At 72.1% G+C, this 21,916-nt stretch carries 20 protein-coding genes and 1 pseudogene; 17 read left to right on the top strand and 4 right to left on the bottom strand.

Features of this window, described 5'->3' with window-relative positions:
- Positions 1–140 precede the first annotated feature (140 nt).
- The 14 genes from AQJ54_RS29975 (at position 141) to AQJ54_RS46880 (ending at position 15,671) form a co-directional block, all read left to right on the top strand.
- Entirely contained in the window at positions 141–2,162 is a 2,022-nt protein-coding gene (locus AQJ54_RS29975) for a beta-galactosidase (protein WP_062242371.1), read from the top strand.
- 257 nt (positions 2,163–2,419) lie between these two features.
- Positions 2,420–2,707 (top strand): helix-turn-helix domain-containing protein, encoded by a 288-nt coding sequence (locus AQJ54_RS29970; RefSeq protein ID WP_020138454.1) that lies wholly within the window; start codon positions 2,420–2,422, stop codon positions 2,705–2,707.
- A 30-nt stretch (positions 2,708–2,737) separates the two neighbouring features.
- Positions 2,738–3,700: an SMP-30/gluconolactonase/LRE family protein gene (locus tag AQJ54_RS29965; protein WP_062242369.1), complete on the top strand. Its 963-nt coding sequence runs from the start codon at positions 2,738–2,740 to the stop codon at positions 3,698–3,700.
- A 167-nt stretch (positions 3,701–3,867) separates the two neighbouring features.
- Entirely contained in the window at positions 3,868–4,323 is a 456-nt protein-coding gene (crcB, locus tag AQJ54_RS29960) for a fluoride efflux transporter CrcB (protein WP_062242367.1), read from the top strand.
- Positions 4,320–4,712, top strand: a complete 393-nt coding sequence (locus AQJ54_RS29955) for a DUF190 domain-containing protein (RefSeq protein ID WP_062031786.1) — start codon at positions 4,320–4,322, stop codon at positions 4,710–4,712. Before crcB (AQJ54_RS29960) ends, AQJ54_RS29955 begins: the two co-directional genes overlap by 4 nt.
- Positions 4,709–5,083 (top strand): fluoride efflux transporter CrcB, encoded by a 375-nt coding sequence (crcB, locus tag AQJ54_RS29950; protein ID WP_062031794.1) that lies wholly within the window; start codon positions 4,709–4,711, stop codon positions 5,081–5,083. Before AQJ54_RS29955 ends, crcB (AQJ54_RS29950) begins: the two co-directional genes overlap by 4 nt.
- A 74-nt stretch (positions 5,084–5,157) precedes the next feature.
- On the top strand, positions 5,158–5,994 hold the full coding sequence (locus AQJ54_RS29945) for an undecaprenyl-diphosphate phosphatase (protein WP_062031796.1): 837 nt from the start codon (positions 5,158–5,160) through the stop codon (positions 5,992–5,994).
- Between the two features lie 818 nt (positions 5,995–6,812).
- Positions 6,813–7,550: a FadR/GntR family transcriptional regulator gene (locus AQJ54_RS29940; protein ID WP_079070055.1), complete on the top strand. Its 738-nt coding sequence runs from the start codon at positions 6,813–6,815 to the stop codon at positions 7,548–7,550.
- On the top strand, positions 7,547–9,001 hold the full coding sequence (locus AQJ54_RS29935; protein WP_062242363.1) for an amino acid permease: 1,455 nt from the start codon (positions 7,547–7,549) through the stop codon (positions 8,999–9,001). The genes AQJ54_RS29940 and AQJ54_RS29935 overlap by 4 nt, the downstream gene beginning before the upstream one ends.
- A gap of 126 nt (positions 9,002–9,127) precedes the next feature.
- Positions 9,128–10,144 (top strand): asparaginase, encoded by a 1,017-nt coding sequence (locus AQJ54_RS29930; RefSeq protein ID WP_062242361.1) that lies wholly within the window; start codon positions 9,128–9,130, stop codon positions 10,142–10,144.
- A gap of 115 nt (positions 10,145–10,259) precedes the next feature.
- Positions 10,260–11,672 carry an aspartate ammonia-lyase gene (gene aspA / locus AQJ54_RS29925; RefSeq protein WP_062242359.1) on the top strand — a complete coding sequence of 471 codons (1,413 nt, stop codon included), beginning with the start codon at positions 10,260–10,262 and terminating at the stop codon, positions 11,670–11,672.
- 56 nt (positions 11,673–11,728) lie between these two features.
- Complete coding sequence (locus tag AQJ54_RS29920) at positions 11,729–12,658, top strand: glutaminase (RefSeq protein WP_062242453.1); 930 nt, start codon at positions 11,729–11,731, stop codon at positions 12,656–12,658.
- Positions 12,659–12,882: 224 nt separating this feature from the next.
- The gene (mptB, locus tag AQJ54_RS29915; protein WP_079070054.1) at positions 12,883–14,319 is read left to right on the top strand and encodes a polyprenol phosphomannose-dependent alpha 1,6 mannosyltransferase MptB; all 1,437 of its coding nucleotides are present in this window, start codon (positions 12,883–12,885) and stop codon (positions 14,317–14,319) included.
- On the top strand, positions 14,316–15,671 hold the full coding sequence (locus AQJ54_RS46880) for a glycosyltransferase 87 family protein (RefSeq protein ID WP_062242357.1): 1,356 nt from the start codon (positions 14,316–14,318) through the stop codon (positions 15,669–15,671). Before mptB ends, AQJ54_RS46880 begins: the two co-directional genes overlap by 4 nt.
- Before the next feature lie 83 nt (positions 15,672–15,754).
- On the opposite strand, the pseudogene AQJ54_RS43930 reads toward AQJ54_RS46880, so the two are convergent.
- The 3 genes and pseudogenes from AQJ54_RS43930 to AQJ54_RS29895 all read right to left on the bottom strand — a co-directional run.
- Positions 15,755–16,540, bottom strand: a pseudogene (locus tag AQJ54_RS43930) (D-alanyl-D-alanine carboxypeptidase family protein); the annotation flags it as partial.
- A 336-nt stretch (positions 16,541–16,876) separates the two neighbouring features.
- Positions 16,877–18,010 carry a transcription termination factor Rho gene (rho, locus tag AQJ54_RS29900; RefSeq protein ID WP_062242353.1) on the bottom strand — a complete coding sequence of 378 codons (1,134 nt, stop codon included), beginning with the start codon at positions 18,008–18,010 and terminating at the stop codon, positions 16,877–16,879.
- A gap of 228 nt (positions 18,011–18,238) precedes the next feature.
- Complete coding sequence (locus AQJ54_RS29895; RefSeq protein ID WP_062242351.1) at positions 18,239–19,066, bottom strand: class I SAM-dependent methyltransferase; 828 nt, start codon at positions 19,064–19,066, stop codon at positions 18,239–18,241.
- Between the two features lie 154 nt (positions 19,067–19,220).
- Between AQJ54_RS29895 and AQJ54_RS47445 the strand changes: the two genes are divergently transcribed.
- The 3 genes from AQJ54_RS47445 to AQJ54_RS29880 are packed head-to-tail and all read left to right on the top strand — an operon-like array spanning position 19,221 to position 21,447.
- Positions 19,221–19,883 (top strand): YciI family protein, encoded by a 663-nt coding sequence (locus AQJ54_RS47445; protein WP_062031820.1) that lies wholly within the window; start codon positions 19,221–19,223, stop codon positions 19,881–19,883.
- Positions 19,880–20,221, top strand: coding sequence for a YciI family protein (locus AQJ54_RS29885; protein ID WP_062031823.1), 342 nt, complete (start codon positions 19,880–19,882; stop codon positions 20,219–20,221). The genes AQJ54_RS47445 and AQJ54_RS29885 overlap by 4 nt, the downstream gene beginning before the upstream one ends.
- Positions 20,218–21,447, top strand: coding sequence for an RNA polymerase sigma factor (locus AQJ54_RS29880; protein WP_062031825.1), 1,230 nt, complete (start codon positions 20,218–20,220; stop codon positions 21,445–21,447). Before AQJ54_RS29885 ends, AQJ54_RS29880 begins: the two co-directional genes overlap by 4 nt.
- Positions 21,448–21,451: 4 nt before the next feature.
- Here AQJ54_RS29880 and AQJ54_RS29875 read toward each other — a convergent pair whose 3' ends face one another.
- Positions 21,452–21,856: a nuclear transport factor 2 family protein gene (locus tag AQJ54_RS29875; RefSeq protein ID WP_062031828.1), complete on the bottom strand. Its 405-nt coding sequence runs from the start codon at positions 21,854–21,856 to the stop codon at positions 21,452–21,454.
- Positions 21,857–21,916: the final 60 nt, after the last annotated feature.

Raw genomic sequence — 21,916 nt, 5'->3', positions numbered from 1 at the left:
CGGGCCCTCCGGCTGGGATCGTGCACAGAAACGGCCGAGGGCAGGCACTTGGCAAGGGTTGTATATGTGCGGTTATCTTGGGCCGCAGGCTTTCAGAACCGTGTGTGCACGTTCCCAACCAAATGACTCGGGAGAGACCCATGCCGGAGACCACCCCCAGGGGCCTCAGCAGGCTCGCCTTCGGCGGGGACTACAACCCCGAGCAGTGGCCGGAGAGCGTCTGGGACGAGGACGTCCGGCTGATGCGCGAGGCCGGGGTCACCATGGTCAGCGTCGGGATCTTCTCCTGGGCCCTCCTGGAGCCCGAGCCCGGCGCGTACGACTTCGGCTGGCTGGACCGGGTCATGGACCTGCTCCACGACAACGGCATCCGCGTCGACCTCGGCACCCCCACGGTCGCCCCGCCCAAGTGGTTCTACCGCGCCCACCCGGACGCGCTGCCCGTCACCGCCGACGGCACCCGCCTCGCCTTCGGCTCCCGCGGCGCCATCTGCCACAGCAACAGCGCCTACCGAGCGGCCGCCGCCGGCATCACCATCCGGCTCGCCGAGCGCTACGGCGACCACCCGGGCCTCGCGATGTGGCACGTGCACAACGAGTACGGCGTCCCCGTCTCCGCCTGCTGGTGCGACTCCTGCGCCGCCCACTTCCGCCGCTGGCTGGAGACGAGGTACGGCGGGGTCGACGGCGTCAACGAGGCCTGGGGCACCGCCTTCTGGGGCCAGCACTACACGAGCCTGGAGCAGATCGACCCGCCGCGCACCGCCGCCACCGTCGGCAACCCGGGCCAGGCCCTGGACTACAAGCGGTTCGCCGACGCCACCATGCGCGAGAACTTCTGCGCCGAACGGGACATCCTGCACCGCCTCTCCCCGGGCGTCCCGGTGACCACCAACTTCATGACCGCGCTCAGCCAGTGCGACTCCGTCGACTACTGGGCGTGGGGCCGCGAGGTCGACATCGTCACCAACGACCACTACCTCATCACCGACGGCCGCCGCACCCACGTCAACCTCGCCATGGCGGCGGACCTCACCCGCTCCGTCGCCGGCGGCGACCCCTGGATCCTGCTGGAGCACTCCACCTCCGGCGTCAACTGGCAGTCCCGCAACCCCGCCAAGGCGCCCGGCCAGATGGCCCGCAACTCCCTCGCGCACGTGGCCCGCGGCTCCGAGGGAGCCATGTTCTTCCAGTGGCGCCAGTCCAGGCGCGGCGCCGAGAAGTTCCACTCGGCGATGGTCCCGCACGGCGGCACCGACACCCGCGTGTGGCGCGAGGTCGTCGAACTGGGCGCCACCCTGGACTCGTTGAGCACCGTCCGCGGCACCCGCACACAGGCCGACGTGGCGGTCCTGTGGGACTGGCACTCCTGGTGGGCGCAGAGCCTCGACTGGCGGCCGAGCGTCGACCACGACGCCCGCGAGCGCGCCGACGCCTTCTACGAGGCGCTCTACGACCGCCACCTCACGGTCGACTTCGCCCACCCGGAAGCCGACTTGTCGGCCTATCCCCTTGTCGTCGTACCGGCGTCGTACCTGATGACCCAGGAGGCCGGGCGCAACCTCGCGCGGTACGTCGAGAACGGCGGCACCCTCGTCGTGTCGTACTTCTCCGGCATCGTCGACGAGCACGACGCCGTGCACGAGGGCGCCTGCCCCGGCGCGCTACGTGACGTCCTCGGGCTCACCGTCGAGGAGTTCTCGCCGCTGCTCCCGGGGCAGCAGGTCCGGGTCACTGGCCCCGACGGCCCCGAGCTCACCGGGGACGTGTGGAGCGAGTTCGTGGTGCCGCGCGGCGCCGAGACCGTGTGGACGTACGCGGACGGCCTGGCCGCGGGCCACCCCGCCGTCACCCGGCACCGCCACGGCCGGGGCACCGCCTGGTACGTCTCGACCCGCCTGACCGCCCGGGGTCTCGACGCGCTGCTCGGCCGGGCCGCCGAGGACGCCGGGCTCCCCTCACGCGCCGACCTGCCCCACGACGTCGAGGTCGTCCGGCGCGAGGGTGCGTCCGGTTCCTTCGTCTTTGTGGTCAACCACACGGCGACGGAGGCCAAGGTGCCCCTGGACGGGGCGGGCACCGAGCTGCTGACCGGTGAACGCACCGCCGGCCGCCTCGCGGTTCCGGCCGGTGCGGTCCGGGTCGTACACCTGGACGGTTGAGCCCTGGTCCCGGTCGTACGCCTCGACCCTGAACCCGTCCGGCCACGCGCCCCGCCGACTCCCCTCCGCCCGCGAGACCACGAGCCGCGGGCGGAGGGGGCCTCCTCCGCCGTCCCGCCCCGGTCAGGGGCCGTCGGCGCCGAACAGCCCCTTGTCGCAGTGGAGTTCGATATCGGACAAGCTCCGCGACCCCGGGACAAGGCGGCCGCCGCTGCGGGACAGTGGTGGGACGCAGAGGGAGGGGCGGAGGGGACGAGATGCTGAGGACTCCGACCGGCCGGCGGCGCCTGGACATCCTGGAGTGGCTGAAGGACCCGGCCGCGCACTTCCCCCCGCAGCGGCACATCGATCCCGTGGAGGACGGCGTCTCCGCGCACGCCGTCGCGGTCAAACTCGGCGTGTCGCGCTCGGTCGCGGAGACCCATCTCGGCCTCCTCGTGAACACCGGTCTGGTGCGCACCAAGAGAATCCGGTGGCGTACGTACTACCGTCGCGACGAGATGCGCATCGCCGAGGTGGCGCGCATGTTCGAGAAGGGCTGGTAGCGACCCGCACCGGAAGGGCAGACAGCACCCATGAACCGTCCCACCGAACTGACCCCACGCCACTACGTCGCGCTCGGCGGCCACGGTCCCGAGGACGTCGTCGCCGACGCCCGGGGCCGGGTCCTGGCCGGCGTGGCGGACGGCCGCATCCTGCGCGTCGACGGCCTCACGGAACCCGTCGCACCCCGTGTCGAGGTCCTCGCCGACACCGGTGGCAGGCCACTCGGTCTCGAACTCCTGCCGGACGGCGCCCTGTTGGTGTGCGACGCCGAACGCGGACTGCTCGGCGTCGACCTCACCGACGGCTCGGTGCGCGTCGTCGCCGACGAGGTGGCGGGGGAGAAGCTGCGGTTCACCAGCAATGTGGTCGCGCTGTCCGACGGCAGCGTGTACTTCACCGTCTCCAGCCGCCGTTACCCCCTCGACCAGTGGATCGGCGACATCGTCGAACACACCGGGACCGGGCGGCTGCTGCGGCTGGCTCCCGGTGACGACACCCCCGAAGTCCTCCTGGAGGGGCTCCAGTTCGCCAACGGGCTTGCGGCGAGCGCCGACGAGTCCTTCCTCGTCGTCGCCGAGACCGGCGCCCGCCGCCTCACCCGCTACCGGCTCGACGGGCCTCGGGCGGGCCAGGCCGAACCCCTCGCCGAGAACCTGCCCGGCATGCCCGACAACATCTGGCGCGGTGGACCCGACGGCCCGATCTGGGTCTCCCTCGCCGGACCCCGGGTCCCCCCGCTCGACCTGCTGCACCGCGCCACACCACCGGTCCGCCGCGCCGCCGCCCGCGTCGCCGTGGGCGCCCCGTACCGGCCCACCGGATTCGTCGGGGTCCTCGCGGTCGACGACGAGGGCCGCACCGTCCACCACCTCACCCGCCGGCGCTCCCGGTTCCGCATGGTCACCAGCGTGTGCGAGGCCTCCGGCCACCTGGTCCTGGGCAGCCTCTGGGAGCGCGGCATCGCGCTGTGCGAGCCGCCCGCCGCGAAATGACCCCGGCCGGGCCCTGGCGTTACCCTGGTCCTCGGTCGCGATCACCGTCGCGACGCGGCGGTGGGGCCCGCCGTACCCGAACCGCGGCGAAGGTGCCGCCAACGGTCCCTACTTGCGATGGAGCGCGCCCGCACGCCCGGGCACCGGCGAGTAGGAGAGACACCACGATGACAGCCCCGGAAAGCCTCCGCGCCCCCGCGCGGCCCCCACGGCAGTCCTTGTGGCAGGGCCAGGCGCCCGTGGTGGCGGTGGTCGCCCTCGGCGGCGCGCTGGGCGCGACGGCTCGCTACGCCCTCGCACTGCACTGGCCCGCGCACCCGGGCGAGTTCCCCTGGGCGACCTTCTGGACCAACGTCGTCGGCTGTGCCGTCATCGGCGTGTTCATGGTCGTCATCACCGACGTGTGGGCCGCCCACCGCCTGGTCCGCCCCTTCTTCGGCACCGGCGTCCTCGGCGGCTTCACCACCTTCTCCACCTACGCCGTCGACATCCAGAAACTCGTCGACCACGGCCGGCCCGTCACGGGCCTGGCCTACCTCGCCGCGACCCTGCTCGCGGCCCTCACGGCGGTGTGGCTCGCGTCCACGGCGGCCCGCCGCGTCCTGAAGCGGAGGCAGCCATGACGAGGCTGACCGGCGGCGCGCTGCGCCTCACCGTCCACATCGGCGAGAACGACACCTGGCACCACAAGCCCCTCTACTCCGAGATCGTGCACCGCGCGCACGCCGCCGGGCTCGCCGGGGCCAGCGTCTTCCGCGGCATCGAGGGCTTCGGCGCGTCCTCCCTGATCCACACCTCCCGGCTGCTGTCCCTCAGCGAGGACCTGCCGGTGGCCGTCGTCATCGTCGACACCGAGACGCGCGTACGGGAGTTCCTGCCGCAGCTCGACGAACTCGTCACCGAGGGGCTGGTGACCCTGGACGCGTGCGAGGTCATCCGGTACGTCGGCCGCGACGACCGCCAGGAGTCGAACCAGGGCAGAACGGGCACGAAGGGTAAGAAGTCGTTGTGAACTGGCTGCTGGTGGTCGCGGGTGCCGTGGTCGGTGCCCCGCTCCGCTACCTCACCGACCGGGCGATCCAGTCGAGGCACGACTCGGTCTTCCCCTGGGGCACCTTCGCCGTCAACGTCACGGGGTGCCTGATCCTGGGCCTGCTCACCGGCGCCGCGGCGGCGGGGGCCGCCGGATCCCACCTCCAGCTGTTGCTGGGCACCGGCCTGTGCGGGGCGCTGACGACGTACTCGACGTTCTCCTACGAGACCCTGCGGCTGGCCGGGACCGGGGCGCGCTTCTACGCCGCCGCGAACGTGACCGCGAGCCTCGTGGCAGGTCTGGGGGCGGCCTTCGCGGGCGTCGCGCTGGCGCAGGTGGTGTGGGCGTAGGAATTCCGTCCTCGCCCGCGTGTAGTAAGACTGTGGCCTCCGCACCCGCCTTCCCCTGAGAAGAACTGGATCCCATGAGCGTCATCAGCGTCGGTCAGGCCGTCGTCCTCGGAGCCGTCGAGGGGGTGACCGAGTTCCTGCCCGTCTCCTCGACCGGCCATCTCAAGATCGTCGAGGGGCTCATGAACATCCCCGTCGACGACGACGCCGTCGTCGGGTTCTCGGCCGTCATCCAGGTGGGCGCGATCGCCGCCGTGCTCGTCTACTTCTTCAAGGACATCGTGCGGATCGTCTCCGCGTGGGGCAGGGGACTGGTCCACAAGGAGGAGCGCTACCACCACGACTACAAGTTCGCGTGGTGGGTGATCGCCGCGACGGTCCCGATCGTCGCGGTAGGCCTCGCCGCCAAGCCGCTCATCGAGGGGCCGCTCGCCTCCCTGTGGGTGGTCGCGGGCTCGCTGATCGTCGGCAGCGGGGTGATGTGGGCGGCGGACCAGATGGGCCGGCACAAGCGGGGTGAGGACGACACCTCCTTCAAGGACGCCATGCTGGTCGGCAGCTCGCAGATCCTCGCTCTGCTGTTCCCCGGCTTCTCCCGCTCCGGCGCCACCATGTCCACGGCCCTCATCCTCGACCTGGACCGCGTCGCCGCGACCCGCCTCTCCTTCTTCCTCGGCATCCCCGCCCTCACCGGCGCCGGCATCTACGAGCTCAAGGACGCCCTGGGCGCGGGCGTGGGCGCGGCACCGCTCGCCGTCGGCACGGCGGTCTCCTTCGTCGTCGCCTACGCCTCCATCGCCTGGCTGCTGAAGTTCGTGGCGAAGCACTCCTTCAACGCCTTCGTGATCTACCGCATCGTCGTCGGCGTCCTCCTCTTCGGCCTGCTGGCCACGGGGACGCTGTCGGGCTGAACGGGGAGGAGGCGGGGTCGTGCTCGATAGGGCCTCGCTGGAGCCGCGGGCCATGTGACCCCGCCCCGCGTCTGTACTGGGCCGACCGTGGGGCGCGGGCGAACGTCGGCGTATCGGAAGGTCGCCTCTGCCTCAGCGCTGACCTGGGGCGCGTCGCCCTCTGCCCAGCTGACCATGTGGCTCCGCTTGCCCGTGCTCCCACCGACGCACGGCGGGACGGCGAGCGCCGATCCCGGCTGTTGCACGTCGGCCGTGTGGCGACGGCCGTTGTGCTGCACGCGCCCGCGTGGTGTGGGCCCGCGACGCCGTGCCGCGCCGAGCGTGTCGCGTCGGCCTCCGTCCGTGCGTGCGGCGGGCCTCTCGGCCATGTCCCCACCTCTGGACGGCCGGCCCAGCCCGCGTGGCGCGAACACCTCTGCACGGTCGGCCCGGCCCGTGCGGCGCGGACTCGCCGCGCGATGCAGGCCGACGGCGCCGTGCCGGCCGCCCCGCGCCCCCGCCTCAGCCTTACTGACTCATGCGGCCACGCCCGCCTCTACGCACTGCCCGCCCGCGCCGTACCCCTGCCGTCACGCCCCATCCGCCCCGTCGGCTACGCCTCACCCCTGCCGTTACGCCCCCATCCGCCCCGTCGGCTACGCCCCACCCCTGCCGTCAAGCCCCATCCGCCCCGTCGGTCACACCCCACCCGAGGCCCGGCGGCGCCCCGCTCACCCTCGGCACGCCGCCCGACTCCGCGACGTGCCCCCCAGGCCCCCGCACCCCAGACGACCCCAGACCCTTGACAGCACCATCCCGTCGCCCGGAGTATCTCTCCCGTGAACCTGTCAGACAGCCGGACAGCCAGTCAGCCTCCGCGGCGCATCAGTGCCATGGAGGCCGTCCTGGCACATCTGCGTGGCGCCATCGAGCGCGGGGAGTACGCCATCGGCGACAAGCTCCCCTCCGAGGCGGAGCTCTGCCGGACCCTGGAGATCAGTCGGCCCGTGCTGCGCGAGGCCCTCAGAGCCCTGCAGACCATGGGACTGACCGTGTCCAAGACCGGCAAGGGCACCTTCGTCGTCGCCGACGCGGTGGAGGACCCCACCTTCGGCGACTACGCGGCCAGCGACCTCCTGGAGGTCCGCCGGCACGTCGAGATCCCGGTCGCCGGGTACGCGGCCGGCCGCCGCACCCCGGAGAACCTCGACCACCTGGCCCACCTCCTGGACCGGATGGAACGGGAGACCGACACCACGGCATGGGTCGCGATGGACACCCTCTTCCATCTCGCCGTGGCCGAGGCCGCCCAGAACCCGGTCTTCCGCCGGGTCATCGAGGAGATCCGCGACGCACTGGCGCGTCAGTCGGCCTTCCTCAACGAACTGGGCGGCCGCCGCGAGCAGTCCAACCGCGAGCACCGCGCGATCGTCGAGGCGCTGATCGACGGTTCCGAGCACGACGCGGTCGAGGCGATGTCCCATCACCTCGACCGCGTCGAGACCACCCTCACCGACATCGTGCGTTCCCCGCGCACGGATGCGGACCCCTCCAAGGAAAGCGAAGCCCAGGCGTGAGCGAGCAGAGCCTGCACGACGATGTGCGGAAACGTTCCAGCCATGTCGACGCCGGAGACGAGGGCTACAGCAAGTCGCTGAAGTCCCGACACGTCAACATGATCGCCATCGGTGGCGCGATCGGCACCGGCCTCTTCCTCGGCGCCGGCGGCCGCCTCGCCGACGCCGGCCCCTCCCTGTTCATCGCCTACGCGGTCTGCGGCGTCTTCGCCTTCCTGGTCGTCCGCGCGCTCGGCGAACTCGTCCTCTACCGGCCCTCCTCCGGCGCCTTCGTGTCGTACGCCCGGGAGTTCCTCGGCGAGAAGGGCGCGTACGTCGCCGGCTGGATGTACTTCCTGAACTGGGCCACCACCGGCATCGCCGACATCACCGCGGTCGCCCTCTACACCCACTACTGGGGCATGTTCGCCGACATCCCGCAATGGGTGCTCGCGCTCATCGCCCTGGCCGTCGTCCTCACGGTGAACCTCATCTCCGTGAAGATGTTCGGCGAGCTGGAGTTCTGGTTCGCCATCATCAAGGTGGGCGCGCTCGTGGCGTTCATGCTGATCGGCATCTTCCTGCTGGCCACACAGCACCCGATCGACGGCCACCACCCCGGCCCGGCGCTGATCACCGACAACGGCGGCGTCTTCCCCAACGGCATGCTGCCGATGCTGCTGATCATCCAGGGTGTCGTCTTCGCCTACGCCTCCGTCGAACTCGTCGGCGTCGCCGCGGGCGAGACCGAGAACCCCGAGAAGATCATGCCCAAGGCGATCAACTCGATCATGTGGCGCGTGGGCCTCTTCTACGTCGGCTCGGTCGTCCTGCTCTCGATGCTGCTGCCCTGGAACAAGTACACGGCCGGCCAGAGCCCCTTCGTGACCGTCCTGTCCAACATCGGCATCCCGGCCGCCGGCGGCGTGATGAACCTCGTCGTCCTCACCGCGGCCATGTCCTCCCTCAACTCCGGCCTGTACTCCACCGGCCGCATCCTGCGCTCCATGGCGATGTCCGGCTCCGCCCCGAAGTTCACCGCGGTGATGAGCCGCAACCAGGTCCCCTACGGCGGCATCCTGCTCACCAGCGGCATCTGCGTCCTCGGCGTCGGCCTCAACTACGTGGTCCCCGCCGACGCGTTCGAGATCGTGCTGAACTTCGCCGCCATCGGCATCCTCGCCACCTGGGGCATGATCATGATCTGTCACCTGCTCTTCTGGCAGAAGACCGAGAAGGGCGACCTGACCCGCCCCGGCTACCGACTGCCGGGATCCCCCTGGACCGAACTCGTGACGCTGGCCTTCCTCGCCTCCGTTCTGGTCCTCATGTACGCCGACGGCGGCGCGGGCCGCACCACCGTGCTGTGTCTCCCGCTGATCGTCGCGGCCCTGGTCGCCGGCTGGTTCGCGGTCCGCGGCCGGGTCGCCCGGGCGGCCACCGCAACCGAACCCACCGGCGTCGACGGGTGAGTGCCCGCGTGGACGCCGGGGCCGACCCCGCCGGCGTCCACGCGGCATGCTCGCGCGCGACCGAGACTCCACATCCACCGGCGCCGACACGCCACCCGCGTGGCGCCTCCCGAGAAACAGGCAGTGATGTTCAGCAGTTCCGTCGCGGACGCACCCCTTGTCCGTGAGCCCCTCCACGCTCCCGTCGCCCACCTCATCCGCGGTGGCCTGGTCGAGGGCATCCACTACGGATCCGTCGTCATCCTCGGCCGGGACGGGGAGGTCCGCTTCCAGCTCGGGGACATCGAGGCCGCGTTCTACCCGCGCTCGGCGCTCAAGCCGGTCCAGGCCGTCGCCATGGTCCGCGCCGGGCTGCCCCTCGACGGCGAGCTCCTCTCGCTGACCGCCGCCAGCCACTCCGGCGAGGAACGCCACCTGGACGGGGCGCGCCGGATCCTGGAACTGGCGGGGATCACCGAGGACGCCCTGCGCAACGTCCCGGACATGCCGTTCGGTCCGGCGGTGCGGGACGAGTGGATCCGGGAAGGACGCGGACCGTCCCGGCTCGCGCAGAACTGCTCCGGGAAGCACGCGGCGATGCTGTACACCTGCGTGCTCAACGACTGGCCCCTGGACGGGTACCTCGACCCCGCGCACCCGCTCCAGCAGGCGATCGCCGAGATCGTGGAGGACCTGACCGGGCAGCGGATCGCGCGCGTGACGGTCGACGGCTGCGGTGCGCCGCTGTTCTCCGTCTCCCTGCACGGCCTCGCGAGGGCCGCCGCCCGGATCACCTCCGCGGCTCCCGGTACGCCCGAGGCGCGGGTCGCCGACGCGATGCGTGCGCATCCGGAGATGGCGTCCGGGGCGGGGCGCGATGTGGCCGCGCTGATGAAGGCGGTGCCGGGGCTGCTGGCCAAGGACGGGTTCGAGGGGGTCGAGGTCGCGGCCCTTCCCGACGGGCGGGCCGTCGCCGTCAAGATCTCCGACGGGGCGAACCGGGCGCGGATTCCGGTGGCCGCGGCGGCGCTGGCCCGTGCCGGGGTCTCGGCGGAGTTGCTCACGGAGTTTCAGGGGGAGGCGTTGCTCGGGGGCGGCCGTGAGGTCGGGGCTGTGCGGCCCGTTCGTTCGCTGGACCCGGTTTCCGTGTCTGCCTGCGCCTAAGAGCTCGGGTCTGCATGTCGTTGTGCGGGTGCGGGCCGGTTGTGGCTGGTCGCGCAGTTCCCCGCGCCCCCGAAAGTACTCACCTGAGCCTCTCTCAGAAGAAGGACCTACCCTCATGAACGCCGCAATCAGTCGCCGTGAGCACGATCTGTTGGGTGATCGGGACGTACCCGTCGACGCCTACTGGGGTGTGCACACCCTGCGTGCCACCGAGAACTTTCCCATCACCGGGACCCCGATCTCGGCCTACCCGCACCTGATCGACGCCCTCGCCGCCGTGAAGGAGGCCGCCGCGCTCGCCAACGAGGAGCTGGGGCTGCTGGAGTCCCGCAAGGCGGCCGCGATCGTCGAGGCCTGCCGGGAGATCCGGGACGGGAAGCTGCACGACCAGTTCGTGGTGGACGTGATCCAGGGCGGCGCCGGTACCTCCACCAATATGAACGCCAACGAGGTCATCGCGAACCGGGCGCTGGAGCTGCTCGGACACGAGAAGGGGCAGTACTCGTTCCTGCACCCCAACGAGGACGTCAACCTGGGGCAGTCGACCAATGACGTCTACCCGACCGCCGTCAAGATTGCGACGGTCTTCGCGGTGCATGGACTGCTCAAGGCGATGGCCGTACTCCAGGACTCCTTCGCCCGTAAGGCCGTCGAGTTCCGTGATGTGCTCAAGATGGGCCGCACACAGTTGCAGGACGCGGTGCCCATGACGCTCGGTCAGGAGTTCTCGGCCTATGCCGTCATGATGGACGAGGACCGCAGCCGTCTTGACGAGGCCGTCGAGTTGATCCATGAGATCAACCTGGGCGCCACGGCCATCGGGACGGGACTCAATGCTCCCGTCGGGTACGCCGAGTCGGCCCGCCGTCACCTCGCCCGGATCACCGGGCTCCCGCTGGTCACCGCCGCCAACCTGGTCGAGGCGACCCAGGACTGCGGGGCGTTCGTCCAGATGTCCGGCGTACTGAAGCGGATCGCGGTCAAGCTGAGCAAGAGCTGCAACGACCTGCGGCTGCTGTCGTCGGGTCCGCGGGCCGGTCTCGGCGAGATCAACCTGCCGCCCGTGCAGGCCGGTTCGTCGATCATGCCCGGCAAGGTCAACCCGGTCATCCCCGAGGTCGTCAACCAGGTCGCCTTCGAGGTCATCGGGAACGACGTGGCCATCACCATGGCCGCGGAGGCCGGACAGCTCCAGCTGAACGCCTTCGAGCCGATCATCCTGCACTCCCTGTCCGAGTCGATCACCCACCTGCGCGCCGCCTGCCTGACGCTCGCCGAGCGCTGCGTGGACGGCATCACCGCCAACACCGAGGTGCTGCGCCGGACCGTCGAGAACTCCATCGGCCTGGTCACCGCCCTCAACCCGCACATCGGCTACACGGCCGCCACCGACATCGCCAAGGAGGCCCTCGCCACGGGCCGCGGGGTGGCCGAACTCGTCCTGGAGAAGGGCCTGTTGCCCGCCGAGACCCTCGCGGAGCTGCTGCGCCCGGAGATCCTCGCCGGCAGTGGCTCACCCGTGGCCTGACGGCCCTCACCTGCCGCGATGCGCCCCACGACCGGCCCGGAGGCACAATAGTGATCATGACAACGACGTCGTCGCTGACCTTCCAGCCGGTCCTGGAGCGCATCGCCGAGGAGATCGCCCGGACCCCGGGCCGCGGCCGCGCCGCCGACTACATCCCGGCGCTCGCCGCCTGCGACCCGCGCAGCTTCGGCATGGCCGTGGCCGAGCTGGACGGCACGGTCTACGGGGTCGGGGACTGGCGCGAGCCGTTCTCCACGCAGTCCATCACCAAGGTGTTCACCCTCGCCCTCGACCTGGCCCGCGAGGGCGACGAACTCTGGGAGCACGTGGGTCGCGAGCCCTCCGGCAACCCGTTCAACTCCCTGGTGCAGCTGGAGTACGAGAACGGCATCCCGCGCAACCCGTTCATCAACGCGGGCGCCCTCGTCGTCACCGACCGCCTGCACAGCCGTAGCGGAGACGCGGCCGGTGAACTCCTGTCCTTCCTCCGCGAGGAGAGCGGCAACCCGGACCTGGCCTTCGACGAGGAGGTCGCCGCGTCCGAGGCCGCGCACGGCGACCGCAACGCGGCCCTGGCCCACTTCATGGCCGCGTACGGCAACATCGACAACGACATCCCCGTCCTGCTCGACCAGTACTTCCGCCAGTGCTCGGTCCGGGCGTCCTGCGCCGACCTGGCCCTCGCCACCGGCTTCCTGGCCCGCCACGGCATCCGCGCCGACGGCACCCGCCTCCTCACCCGCAGCCAGGCCAAGCAGATCAACGCCATCATGCTGACCTGCGGCACGTACGACGCGGCAGGCGACTTCGCCTACCGGGTGGGCCTGCCCGGCAAGAGCGGGGTGGGCGGCGGCATCATCGCGGTGGTACCGGGCCGCTGCACCCTGTGCGTGTGGAGCCCGGGCCTGGACGAACGCGGCAACTCCGTGGCGGGCGTGGCGGCCCTGGACCGGTTCACGACGCTGACGGGCCTGTCGGTGTTCTGAGAGCGCCACGTTCTGAAGCCGCCACGATTCGAGAGCGCCACGTTCTGAAGCCGCCACGTTTCGAGAGCGCCACGTTCTGAAGCCGCCACGATTCGAGAGCGCCACGTTCTTGGAAAGCCCGCGTTCCGGGAGCCCTCCCGGGTGCGAGCGGCCGGCCCGCACCGGTCACACTCCGGTCGCCGCCCTGTCGCCTGACCGCCACCCTCGACTGCCACGCTGCCCACGTGTTGGCCAACATTCCCGTCGATCTCCGCCGCTGCCAGATCCTCGGCCTGGTCGGCACCGCGTTCCTCGCCGCAGGGGGTGAGACCGCGGGCGCCCTGCCCGTGCGCGAGCTCCTCGCCCCGGCCTCGCCGCAGGCCGCGCTGGGGCTGGTGGGTGTCTACTTCGGCGTCGTCCTCCTGATCGCGGCCTGGCTGCTGCTCGGCCGTCTGGTGCGCGACCCCTCGACCCGGCCCGGCACCCATGAGCTCATGGTCGTCCTGGCCGTCTGGTCGGCTCCGCTGCTGCTCGCCCCGCCCCTGTTCAGCAGGGACGTCTACAGCTACCTCGCCCAGGGCGCCATGGCCGACGCCCACATGGACGTCTACACCCACGGCCCGGCCCTCCTCGGCGGCCCCCTCGCCGACGAGGTCGCCCCCATGTGGCGCGACACGGCCGCCCCGTACGGGCCCGTGTTCCTCGGCCTCGCCTCCGCCCTCGCGAAGGCGTCCCGGGGCGAACTCCCCGCCGGTCTGTTCGGGATGCGGCTCGTCGCCCTGCTCGGCGTGGCCCTCATGGCGGCCGCGCTGCCCCGGCTCGCCCGGCACAGCGGCGCCGACCCGGCCGCCGCGCTCTGGCTCGGCGCCCTCAACCCGCTCGTCCTGCTCCACCTGGTCGCGGGCGCCCACAACGACGCCGTGATGCTGGGACTGCTCGGCCTCGGACTGGTCGCCGCACTGGGGAGATGGCCGGTCCTGGGGGCCGTCCTCGTGACACTGGCCGCGCTGGTGAAGGCGCCCGCCGTGCTCGGGCTCGCGGCGATCGTCGTGCTGCGGATCCGGGCCGGCGACCGTCCGGCGAGAGCCGTCCTGACCGCCGCCGCGTCGGCCGCCGCCACCACGGTCGCCGCGACGGCCGTGGCGGGCACCGGCTACGGCTGGATAGGCGCCCTCGACACTCCCGTGTCATCCGGCAACTGGGCCCTGACCAGCCTCCTCGGCCGCGCCACCGCGGCCCTGCTGAAACGGCTCGGCAGCGACCTGGCCCCGCTGGCCGTCCCCGCCTGGCACGCCCTCGGCGTCGTCCTCGCCGTCGCCCTCATCGCCTGGACCTGGCTGCGCCTCCGTCCACGACCCGTCTACGCCCTCGGCCTGAGCCTCGCCACCGTCGCCGCCCTCGGCCCGGCGATCCGCCCCTGGTACGCGCTGTGGGGCCTGTTCCTGATAGCGGCAGCCGCGCCCAGCGCCTCCGTACGGCACCGCGTGGCCGCCCTGACAGGGGTCCTCGCCCTCGCCACCCTGCCCAGCGGCGGCCCCGCCGACGGCGGCCAACTGGTCCTCGCCGTCTCGGGCGGAGTACTCGCCCTGGTCGTGCTCGTCCAGGCCCACCAGACCGCGCGGGCCGCGACGGGACAGGCCCACCGGATCGGCCGGACCGCGCCGACGGGACACACGGCATGAGGGCGCCGGGCACGGACCGCGGCCGACTGCTCCTGGTCCTGACCCTCGCCGCCGCCGTCACCGCGTTCACCGCGACCGTGCCCCTGCTGCGCGACTGGTTCGACCTGCGCGTCTACCACGGAGCCGTGGACACCTGGATCCACCACGGCGGACGGCTCTACGACTACCGGGTCCCGGGGACGCCGTACGGCTTCACCTACCCGCCGTTCGCGGCCGTCGCCATGGTGCCCATGGCCCTGCTCGGCCTGCGCACGGCCATCGCCGTCGGCCTGCTGCTCAACCTGGCCGCGCTCGCCCTGGTCGTACGCCTGCTCACCGGCCGCGCCTGGCGGCGCCTCGGCTGGTACGGCTGCACCCTGGGCGCCTGCGCGCTCGCGCTGTTCGAACCGTTGCGGGACACCTTCAGCTTCGGCCAGGTGAACCTGCTGCTGCTGGCCCTCGTCCTCGTCGACGCCCGGCTGCTCGCGACCGGCCGGGGACGCCTGGCCGGCGTCGGGATCGGTCTGGCCGCCGCCGTGAAGCTCACGCCGGCTCTCTTCATCGGCCTGCTCCTGGTCACCAGGCGTTGGCGTGCGGCGGCGGTCGCCACCGTGGTGGCGCTGGCGGCGACCGGGTTCGCTGCCGTCGTGGCTCCGGACGCCTCCCGCTTCTACTGGACCGACGCGATGTGGGACACGACCCGGGTGGGCCGCCTGGACTATGTCTCCAACCAGTCCCTCCAGGGCATCCTGGCCCGGCTCGGCGAAACGGACCGCGCGGTGTGGGCCGTGGCCGTGCTGCTGACCCTGTGCGTATGGGCCGTACGGGCCCGGCGGGCCGCCGCGGCACAGGACTGGACGGCCGCGTTCGCCCTGACCGGACTGACCGCCTGCCTGGTCAGCCCGATCACCTGGGTCCACCATCTGGTGTGGCTGCTGCCCTCGTTCGCCGTCCTGGTGCGCGCGGGGCACCCACGGATCGCGGGCGCCCTGTACGCCGTGCTGTGCACCAGCGTGGTGTGGCTGTGGTTCGACGACGCGTCCGGCGTCGACGGCTTCCTCGGCGGCAACACCTACGCGTGGATCACCCTCGGCCTGCTGCTGTGGCTGCCGGTCGGTCAGCCCCGGGCCGCCCGCCCGAACCTCGCCCTGAGCGCCAGGGCCATCGACCCCGCCCCGAGCCCGGCCGCGCCCAGGATGGCCCAGGTCTCCAGCCAGCCGGGCCCCGCGGCGGGCGGCGACACCGCCGCCGCGACCGGCACGGCCGCGGGCCCCGGCCTGGGCCGTACCCGCAGCGCGTCCAAGGAGCCCACCGGATCGACCCGCCCGGCCGCGGCGAACCCCCAGTCGAGCAGCGCGCGCGCCTCCTCGTAGACCGTGAAGCCGCCGCCGGACTGGGGGTTCATCACCGTCACGACGAGGGTGCGGTCGCCCCGGCGGGCGGCGGCGACGAGCGTGTTGCCCGCGTGGCTGGTGTAGCCGTTCTTGATGCCGATCAGCCCGTCGTAGCGCGCCACGCCGTTGGCGCCGGTCAGCAGCCGGTTGGTGTTCTGGATCCCGTACGACCATCCGCCCCGGCCCGGGAAACTTGCTGTGGCGGTGCCGCAGTACCGGGCGAAGTCCGCGTTGCGCAGCCCCGCCCGGCCGAAGACGGCGAGGTCGTACGCGGAGGAGACCTGGCCCGGGGTGTCGTAGCCGTCGGGGGAGCGGACGTGGGTGTCCCGGGCGCCCAGCGCCCTCGCCTTGGCCTGCATCCGGGTGGCCGCCGCGCGCCAGCCGCCGCTCAGCCGGGCCAGGACGTGCACGGCGTCGTTGCCGGAGTTGAGGAAGACCCCGCGCCACAGGTCGGCGACCTGGTAGGTCTGGCCCTCGGCGACCCCGACCAGGCTGCTGCCGGGCCCGATGCCCGCGAGATCCTCCGGCCGGACGGTGTGCCGGAGCCCGCCGGGCAGCACGGGCAGCACGGTCAGGGCGAACAGGGTCTTCAGCGTGCTGGCCGGCGGCAGCCTGCGGTGGGCGTCGTGGGCCGCGAGCACCTCCCCGCTGCGGGCGTCGGCCACCACCCACGACAGCGCGGACACGTCCGGGACGCGGGGTGCGCCGGAGTGCGGGCGGGCCTGGGTGCCGGACTGGTACAGCAGGGCGGGTGACACGGCCGGGGTGCGGGGTCTGCCGGGTGCGCCGGGTCCGGAGCCCGTGTGCGCGGCCGCCGTGGCGGGGGCGAGCGCCAGCAGTCCGGTCATGCACAGCGCGCAGGCCGGGACGGCAAACCGGGAGGTAAATCCGATTGTCATACCGCAAAGCTAGGAAGGGACCCGCCGTACACCGTGCTGCCCGGGCCGTGCGGCGCGCGTGAGCACCCGGACGGACGAGGGGCCGCGGGCACCCGGAGGGGTGATGGCCCGTCAGCCACCGGGCCCGTCAGTCAACGGTCGTGTCGGCCACCGGCCCCGTCAGTCAACGGTCGCGTCAGCCACCGGCCCCGAGGCTCGAAGGCCCGTCAGCCACCGGACGCCGAGGCTGGACGGCCCGTCGGTCACCGGTCGCGTCGGTCACCGGTCCCGTCCCTCGACGCCCCGTCAGCCCGTCGGCAGCGTCGGCTGGATGCGGCGCAGGAACGTCGCGTTGTCCGGGGTCTCGCGCATCCGCTCCAGGAGCGTCTCCAGGCTGGCCTGGCCGTCGCGGGTCTGGAGGGCCCGGCGCAGACCGTGGACCGTGGCCAACTCGGCCGACGGGAGCAGGAGTTCCTCGCGGCGGGTGCCGGAGGGGTTGACGGCGACGGCCGGGAACACCCGCCGGGAGGCGAGTTCGCGGTCCAGGCGTAGCTCCATGTTGCCGGTGCTCTTGAGCTCCTCGAAGTAGAAGTCGTCGGCGCGTGAACCGGTCTCCACCAGGGCGGTGGCGAGGATGGTCAGCGAACCGCCCTCCTCGGCGAGCCGGGCGGCACCGAAGAACTTCTTCGGCCCGATCAGCGCGGTCGCGTCGACGCCCCCGCTGAGCGTGCGGCCGTTGCCGGAGGCCGCGTTGTTGTGGGCCCGGCACAGCCGGGTCAGGGAGTCGAGCAGGATGACGACGTCCTCGCCGGCCTCGACGAGCCGCTTGGCCCGCTCGATCACCAGCTCGGCGAGCGCGATGTGCTGCTTGGGCGTGCGGTCGAACGTCGAGGCGTACACCTCGCCCCGCACGGAGCGCCGCATGTCGGTGACCTCCTCGGGGCGTTCGTCGAGGAGCACCACCATCAGGCGGCACTCGGGGTGGTTGCCGGCGACCGCGGCCGCGATCTGCTGGAGCAGCACGGTCTTGCCGGTCTTGGGCGGGGCCACGATCAGCCCGCGCTGGCCCTTGCCGACGGGGGCGATCAGATCGGCCACCCGTCCGGTGAGGCCGGACGCCGGGTGCTCGAGCCGGATCCGCTCGCGCGGGTGCAGCGGGGTCAGGTCGTGGAAGTGGCGGCGGTTCCGGTCGGGGACGCGGCCGTCGACCCGGGCGATCTCGGTGAGGGCGCGCTGCTCGCCGCGGGTTCCCTCGACGAGATCGCCCTTGCGCAGGCCGTACCTGCGGATCAGGGCGGGGGAGACCTGGAGGTCGGAGGGGGTCGGGAGCAGACCGGCGGAGCGGAGGTGACCCTTGCCGTTCGCGTCGATGTCGAGCACGCCGGTGACGGTCCGGACCGGGGTCTGCTGGATCGGGGGGTTTTCGAGTGTGGTGGTCATCAGGGTGGTCCTTTCGAGGACGCGGGGCATGGGACATGCGGAAGGAAGGGGGAGAGCCGCGCACGACGGGAAGGCGGACATGGCGCCTTCGGGCGGCGGAGAGACAGCACCTCGCCAACTACGAGGTGGTGAGGAGAAGCCGGTACAGCGACCGGCGGAGGAAGGAGAACTGGCACCGGCGCCCTGACGGGGCGTACACAAGTGCTAGCAGGACCGTACCACGACGGCTCAGCGCGTGGCGAGGAGTCCGTAGAGCAGCGGGATGCGCGGTGCGGGCAGTCGCCACCAGCCGGACGCGGTGCGCGTCATCCGTTCCCAGCGGGGCCAGGGCAGCTCGTCGCTCTCGCGGAGCCGGCGGACCTGCAGTCCTGCCCCGCTCAACGAGTTCACGACCTCCCCTATTCCGTGCATCCACTCGAAGCTTTCCGTGGCGCCCTCGACGGCGGGGCCGTCGGTGTAGGTGTGGGTCGCGTCGCGGCGGACGGGTCCGTCGCCGCCCAGGTAGTCGTGGCGCAGCAGCAGCTCCGGCCCTTCTCCCTCGCCGGGCTTCGGGCCGAGGGAGTTGAGCAGCGGGTGGAACTCGACGATGTACAACAGGCCGCCGGGGCGCAGGAGTTCGGCGACCACCGCGGCCCACCGCGCCAGGTCCGGCAGGTAGCAGAGCGCGCCCTTGCCGGTGTACACGACGTCGAACCGCCGCCCCTCGAGCGCCTCGACGGCGTCGTACACATTGGCCCGCACGTACTCGGCCTCGACACCCGCCCTCGCCGCGATGTCCCGCGCGGCCGCCACCGACGCCTCCGAGAAGTCCAGGCCCACCGCCCGGGCGCCGCGGCGGGCAAGGGCCACCGTCTCGGTGCCGAGGTGGCACTGGAGGTGGAGCACGTCACGGCCGGTGAGGTCGCCGAGGTCCTCCCACTCGAAGGGGGCGAACCAGCGCTCGGGATCGAGCTCCTGGTCGAGGCCGTAGAACCGGCTGGCGAGGTGGACGGGGGTGCGGGCGTCCCAGTTGGCCTGGTTGACCCGCATCAGCCGCGCGTGCTCGTCGGAGGTCATGACCCCATCCAACCGCGAACCGGGCGGCGACGCGCCGACGTGCGGAAACACGGCCGGATCACAGGTGCTCCGATTTTTTCCGCGGCCGGTGTCGATTCGCCTCGGTCCCGTTCGTCGGTGGGGTGTAGGAAGCTCATGAGGACCGGGAGGAACCATGAAGTACATGCTGCTCGTCTGCGGCGACGACACCAACGACGCCTCGGACATGGCCCCCGTCGAACCCTGGGTCGACGAACTCGGCGACCGCGGCGTACGGCTGCACGGGCACCGGCTCGCCCAGCCCGCCGACGCGGTCACCGTGCGGGTGCGCGGCGGTGAGGTGCTGCGCACGGACGGCCCGTTCGCGGAGACCAAGGAGTACGTCGCCGGCTTCGACATCCTGGAGTGCGACAGCCTGGAGGAAGCGGTCCGGGCCGCCGCCGGGCACCCGGTCGCCACCGTCGGCGCCCTGGAGGTGCGCCCGTTCTGGGAGGACGAGGACGCCGAGGGGGAGATCCGGCGGCTGGACGCCGCACTGACGGATGCGCTCCGTGCGGGGGACGTCGAGCGGGCGCTCGCCTGCTACGCACGGGACGCGCAGGTCGTGGCGGACGGTCGCGCGGAGCGGGGTGTCGAGGCACTCCGCAAGGCCTGGTCGGAGACCGGGCCGGCCACCCGTGAGGTCCTGGAGTCCCGGATCCACGTCGACGAGAGCATCGCCTTCGGGCACGCCCTCGTCCGCACCGACGGCGGGCTCCGGCGCGTCACCACCGGCTACCGCAACGTCGGCCCGCGCTGGCTGATCGTCCACGAGCACGTCACGGAGGCCACGTCATGAAGTACGTGCTGCTGATCTGCACCCCGGTCGACGGCGAGGAACTCAGCCCCGCCGAGATCGCCGAGGACCCCCGCTTCACCTCGTACATCCACGAGGTCCGCACCAGGGACCTGGTCAAGGGCGGTGCCCGGCTGCGTCCCGCCTCCGACGCCACCACCGTGCGCGTCCGGGGCGACGAGGTCCTGCTCACCGACGGCCCGTTCATCGAGTCCAAGGAGTACATCGCCGGCATCGACATCATCGAGGTCGCCGATCTCGACGAGGCGATCTCCCTCGCGTCCCGGCACCCGGCGGCGCTCGGGGGCGGCTCGGTGGAAGTGCGGCCCGTGTGGGAGTGACCCCGGAGGAAGCCGTCGCCGCCGCCTTCCGCGAGGAGTGGGGCCAGGTCGTGGCCACCCTGATCCGGGTGACCGGCGACTGGGACCTCGCCGAGGAGTGTGCGCAGGACGCCTTCACCCAGGCCCTCGACCGGTGGCGGCGCGACGGAGTCCCGCGCCGCCCCGGCGCCTGGCTCACCACGACGGCCCGCCACCGGGCCATGGACGTGCTGCGCCGGGAGGCCGTCGGAGCGCGGAAACTTCAGGAGGCGGCGATGCTCACGGCCCCCGAGGAGCCGTACGACGACAGCGGGGTCCAGGACGACCGACTGCGCCTGATCTTCACCTGCTGCCATCCCGCGCTGCACATCGAGGCCCGGGTCGCCCTGACCCTGCGCACCCTCGCCGGGCTGACCACCCCGGAGATCGCCCGCGCCTTCCTCGTCCCGGAGGCGACGATGGCGCAGCGCCTGGTGCGCGCCAAGAAGAAGATCCGCAACGCGGGCATCCCGTACCGCGTGCCGCCGGCCCATCTGCTGCCGGAGCGCACCACGGGCGTGCTCGGGGTGATCTACCTGCTGTTCAACGAGGGGTACGCGGCCACCTCGGGCGCCGATCTCGTACGGCAGAGCCTGTGCGCGGAGGCGATCCGGCTGGCCCGGGTCCTGGCCCGCCTGATGCCCGACGAGCCCGAGGCCCTCGGCCTGCTTGCGCTGCTCCTCCTGCACGACGCCCGCCGGGACACCCGCGTGGACGCCGACGGCGACCTGGTCACCCTGGAGGACCAGGACCGCACCGCCTGGGACCACGCCGAGATCGAGGAAGGCGCCGGGCTCCTGGAGACCGCGTTGCGCCGGGGCCGCCCCGGGCCGTACCAGATCCAGGCAGCCATCGCCGCCTGTCACACGACCGCACCCACCGCCCAGGACACCGACTGGGCCGACATCGCCGCCCTCTACGGCGAGTTGGAGCGCTTCGTGCCCTCGCCCGTGGTCCGCCTCAACCGTGCGGTGGCCGTCGGCATGGCCCAAGGAGCCGACGCGGGGCTGGAGTTGGTCGCCGAACTGGAGCGGGAGGGCGAACTGAGCGACTACCACCTGCTCCCGGCCACCCGCGCCGACCTGCTGCGCCGCAGCGGCCGTACGAGGGAGGCGGCCCGGGCGTACGAGCGGGCGCTGGAACTGGTGGAGAACGACGCCGAGCGCGGCTTCCTCGAAAGGCGTCTCGCGGAGTGCCGTCCGGCGTAGCGGTTCAGGAGGCGACGGCCCGCGCCTCCGCCTCCTTCGCGATCTCCTCGAACCGTGCGCCCATCTCCGCCGCCAGGGCCTGCGCCGCCGACAGCGGGCGGACCATCACCATGAAACGGTCGATCAGACCGTTCTCGTCGAGATGGAGGAAGTCGCAGCCGTCCAGCGCCCGTTCGCCCACCCGCGTCGAGAACACCAGGGCATGGTCGCGGCCGTCCTCACTGCTCAGCTCGCTCACGTAGCGGAAGTCCTCGAAGACCTTTACCACCGTGTTCAGGATCGCCGCCGTGATGGCCTTGCCCGCGTACGGCTTGAACACCACGGGGCTCGTGAAGACCACGTTCTCGGCCAGCAACGCCTCGACGGCGTCGAGGTCGCCCGCCTCCACTGCTTCTCGGAACGCTCGCATCGGCGGCCTCCATAGTCAATTTGTTGAGTAGGTGCGGAGTAGATTAGTCACTCTGCTGTT

The sequence above is a fragment of the Streptomyces griseorubiginosus genome, from assembly GCF_001514195.1.
GTDB classification, from domain to species: Bacteria; Actinomycetota; Actinomycetes; order Streptomycetales; family Streptomycetaceae; genus Streptomyces; species Streptomyces griseorubiginosus.
This window is presented reverse-complemented; position numbering and strand designations above follow the sequence as displayed.

What these genes read in the sequence shown, in the direction of transcription:
- AQJ54_RS29895 (WP_062242351.1), bottom strand. Translation starts at nt 19,066, where the DNA reads ATGACCTCCGACGAGCACGCGCGGCTGATGCGGGTCAACCAGGCCAAC.
- AQJ54_RS46880 (WP_062242357.1), top strand. Translation starts at nt 14,316, where the DNA reads ATGAGGGCGCCGGGCACGGACCGCGGCCGACTGCTCCTGGTCCTGACC.
- AQJ54_RS29945 (WP_062031796.1), top strand. Translation starts at nt 5,158, where the DNA reads ATGAGCGTCATCAGCGTCGGTCAGGCCGTCGTCCTCGGAGCCGTCGAG.
- AQJ54_RS29875 (WP_062031828.1), bottom strand. Translation starts at nt 21,856, where the DNA reads ATGCGAGCGTTCCGAGAAGCAGTGGAGGCGGGCGACCTCGACGCCGTC.
- AQJ54_RS29970 (WP_020138454.1), top strand. Translation starts at nt 2,420, where the DNA reads ATGCTGAGGACTCCGACCGGCCGGCGGCGCCTGGACATCCTGGAGTGG.
- aspA (WP_062242359.1), top strand. Translation starts at nt 10,260, where the DNA reads ATGAACGCCGCAATCAGTCGCCGTGAGCACGATCTGTTGGGTGATCGG.
- AQJ54_RS29955 (WP_062031786.1), top strand. Translation starts at nt 4,320, where the DNA reads ATGACGAGGCTGACCGGCGGCGCGCTGCGCCTCACCGTCCACATCGGC.
- AQJ54_RS29885 (WP_062031823.1), top strand. Translation starts at nt 19,880, where the DNA reads ATGAAGTACGTGCTGCTGATCTGCACCCCGGTCGACGGCGAGGAACTC.
- AQJ54_RS29930 (WP_062242361.1), top strand. Translation starts at nt 9,128, where the DNA reads ATGTTCAGCAGTTCCGTCGCGGACGCACCCCTTGTCCGTGAGCCCCTC.
- AQJ54_RS29920 (WP_062242453.1), top strand. Translation starts at nt 11,729, where the DNA reads ATGACAACGACGTCGTCGCTGACCTTCCAGCCGGTCCTGGAGCGCATC.
- AQJ54_RS29975 (WP_062242371.1), top strand. Translation starts at nt 141, where the DNA reads ATGCCGGAGACCACCCCCAGGGGCCTCAGCAGGCTCGCCTTCGGCGGG.
- rho (WP_062242353.1), bottom strand. Translation starts at nt 18,010, where the DNA reads ATGACCACCACACTCGAAAACCCCCCGATCCAGCAGACCCCGGTCCGG.
- AQJ54_RS47445 (WP_062031820.1), top strand. Translation starts at nt 19,221, where the DNA reads ATGAAGTACATGCTGCTCGTCTGCGGCGACGACACCAACGACGCCTCG.
- crcB (WP_062242367.1), top strand. Translation starts at nt 3,868, where the DNA reads ATGACAGCCCCGGAAAGCCTCCGCGCCCCCGCGCGGCCCCCACGGCAG.
- AQJ54_RS29965 (WP_062242369.1), top strand. Translation starts at nt 2,738, where the DNA reads ATGAACCGTCCCACCGAACTGACCCCACGCCACTACGTCGCGCTCGGC.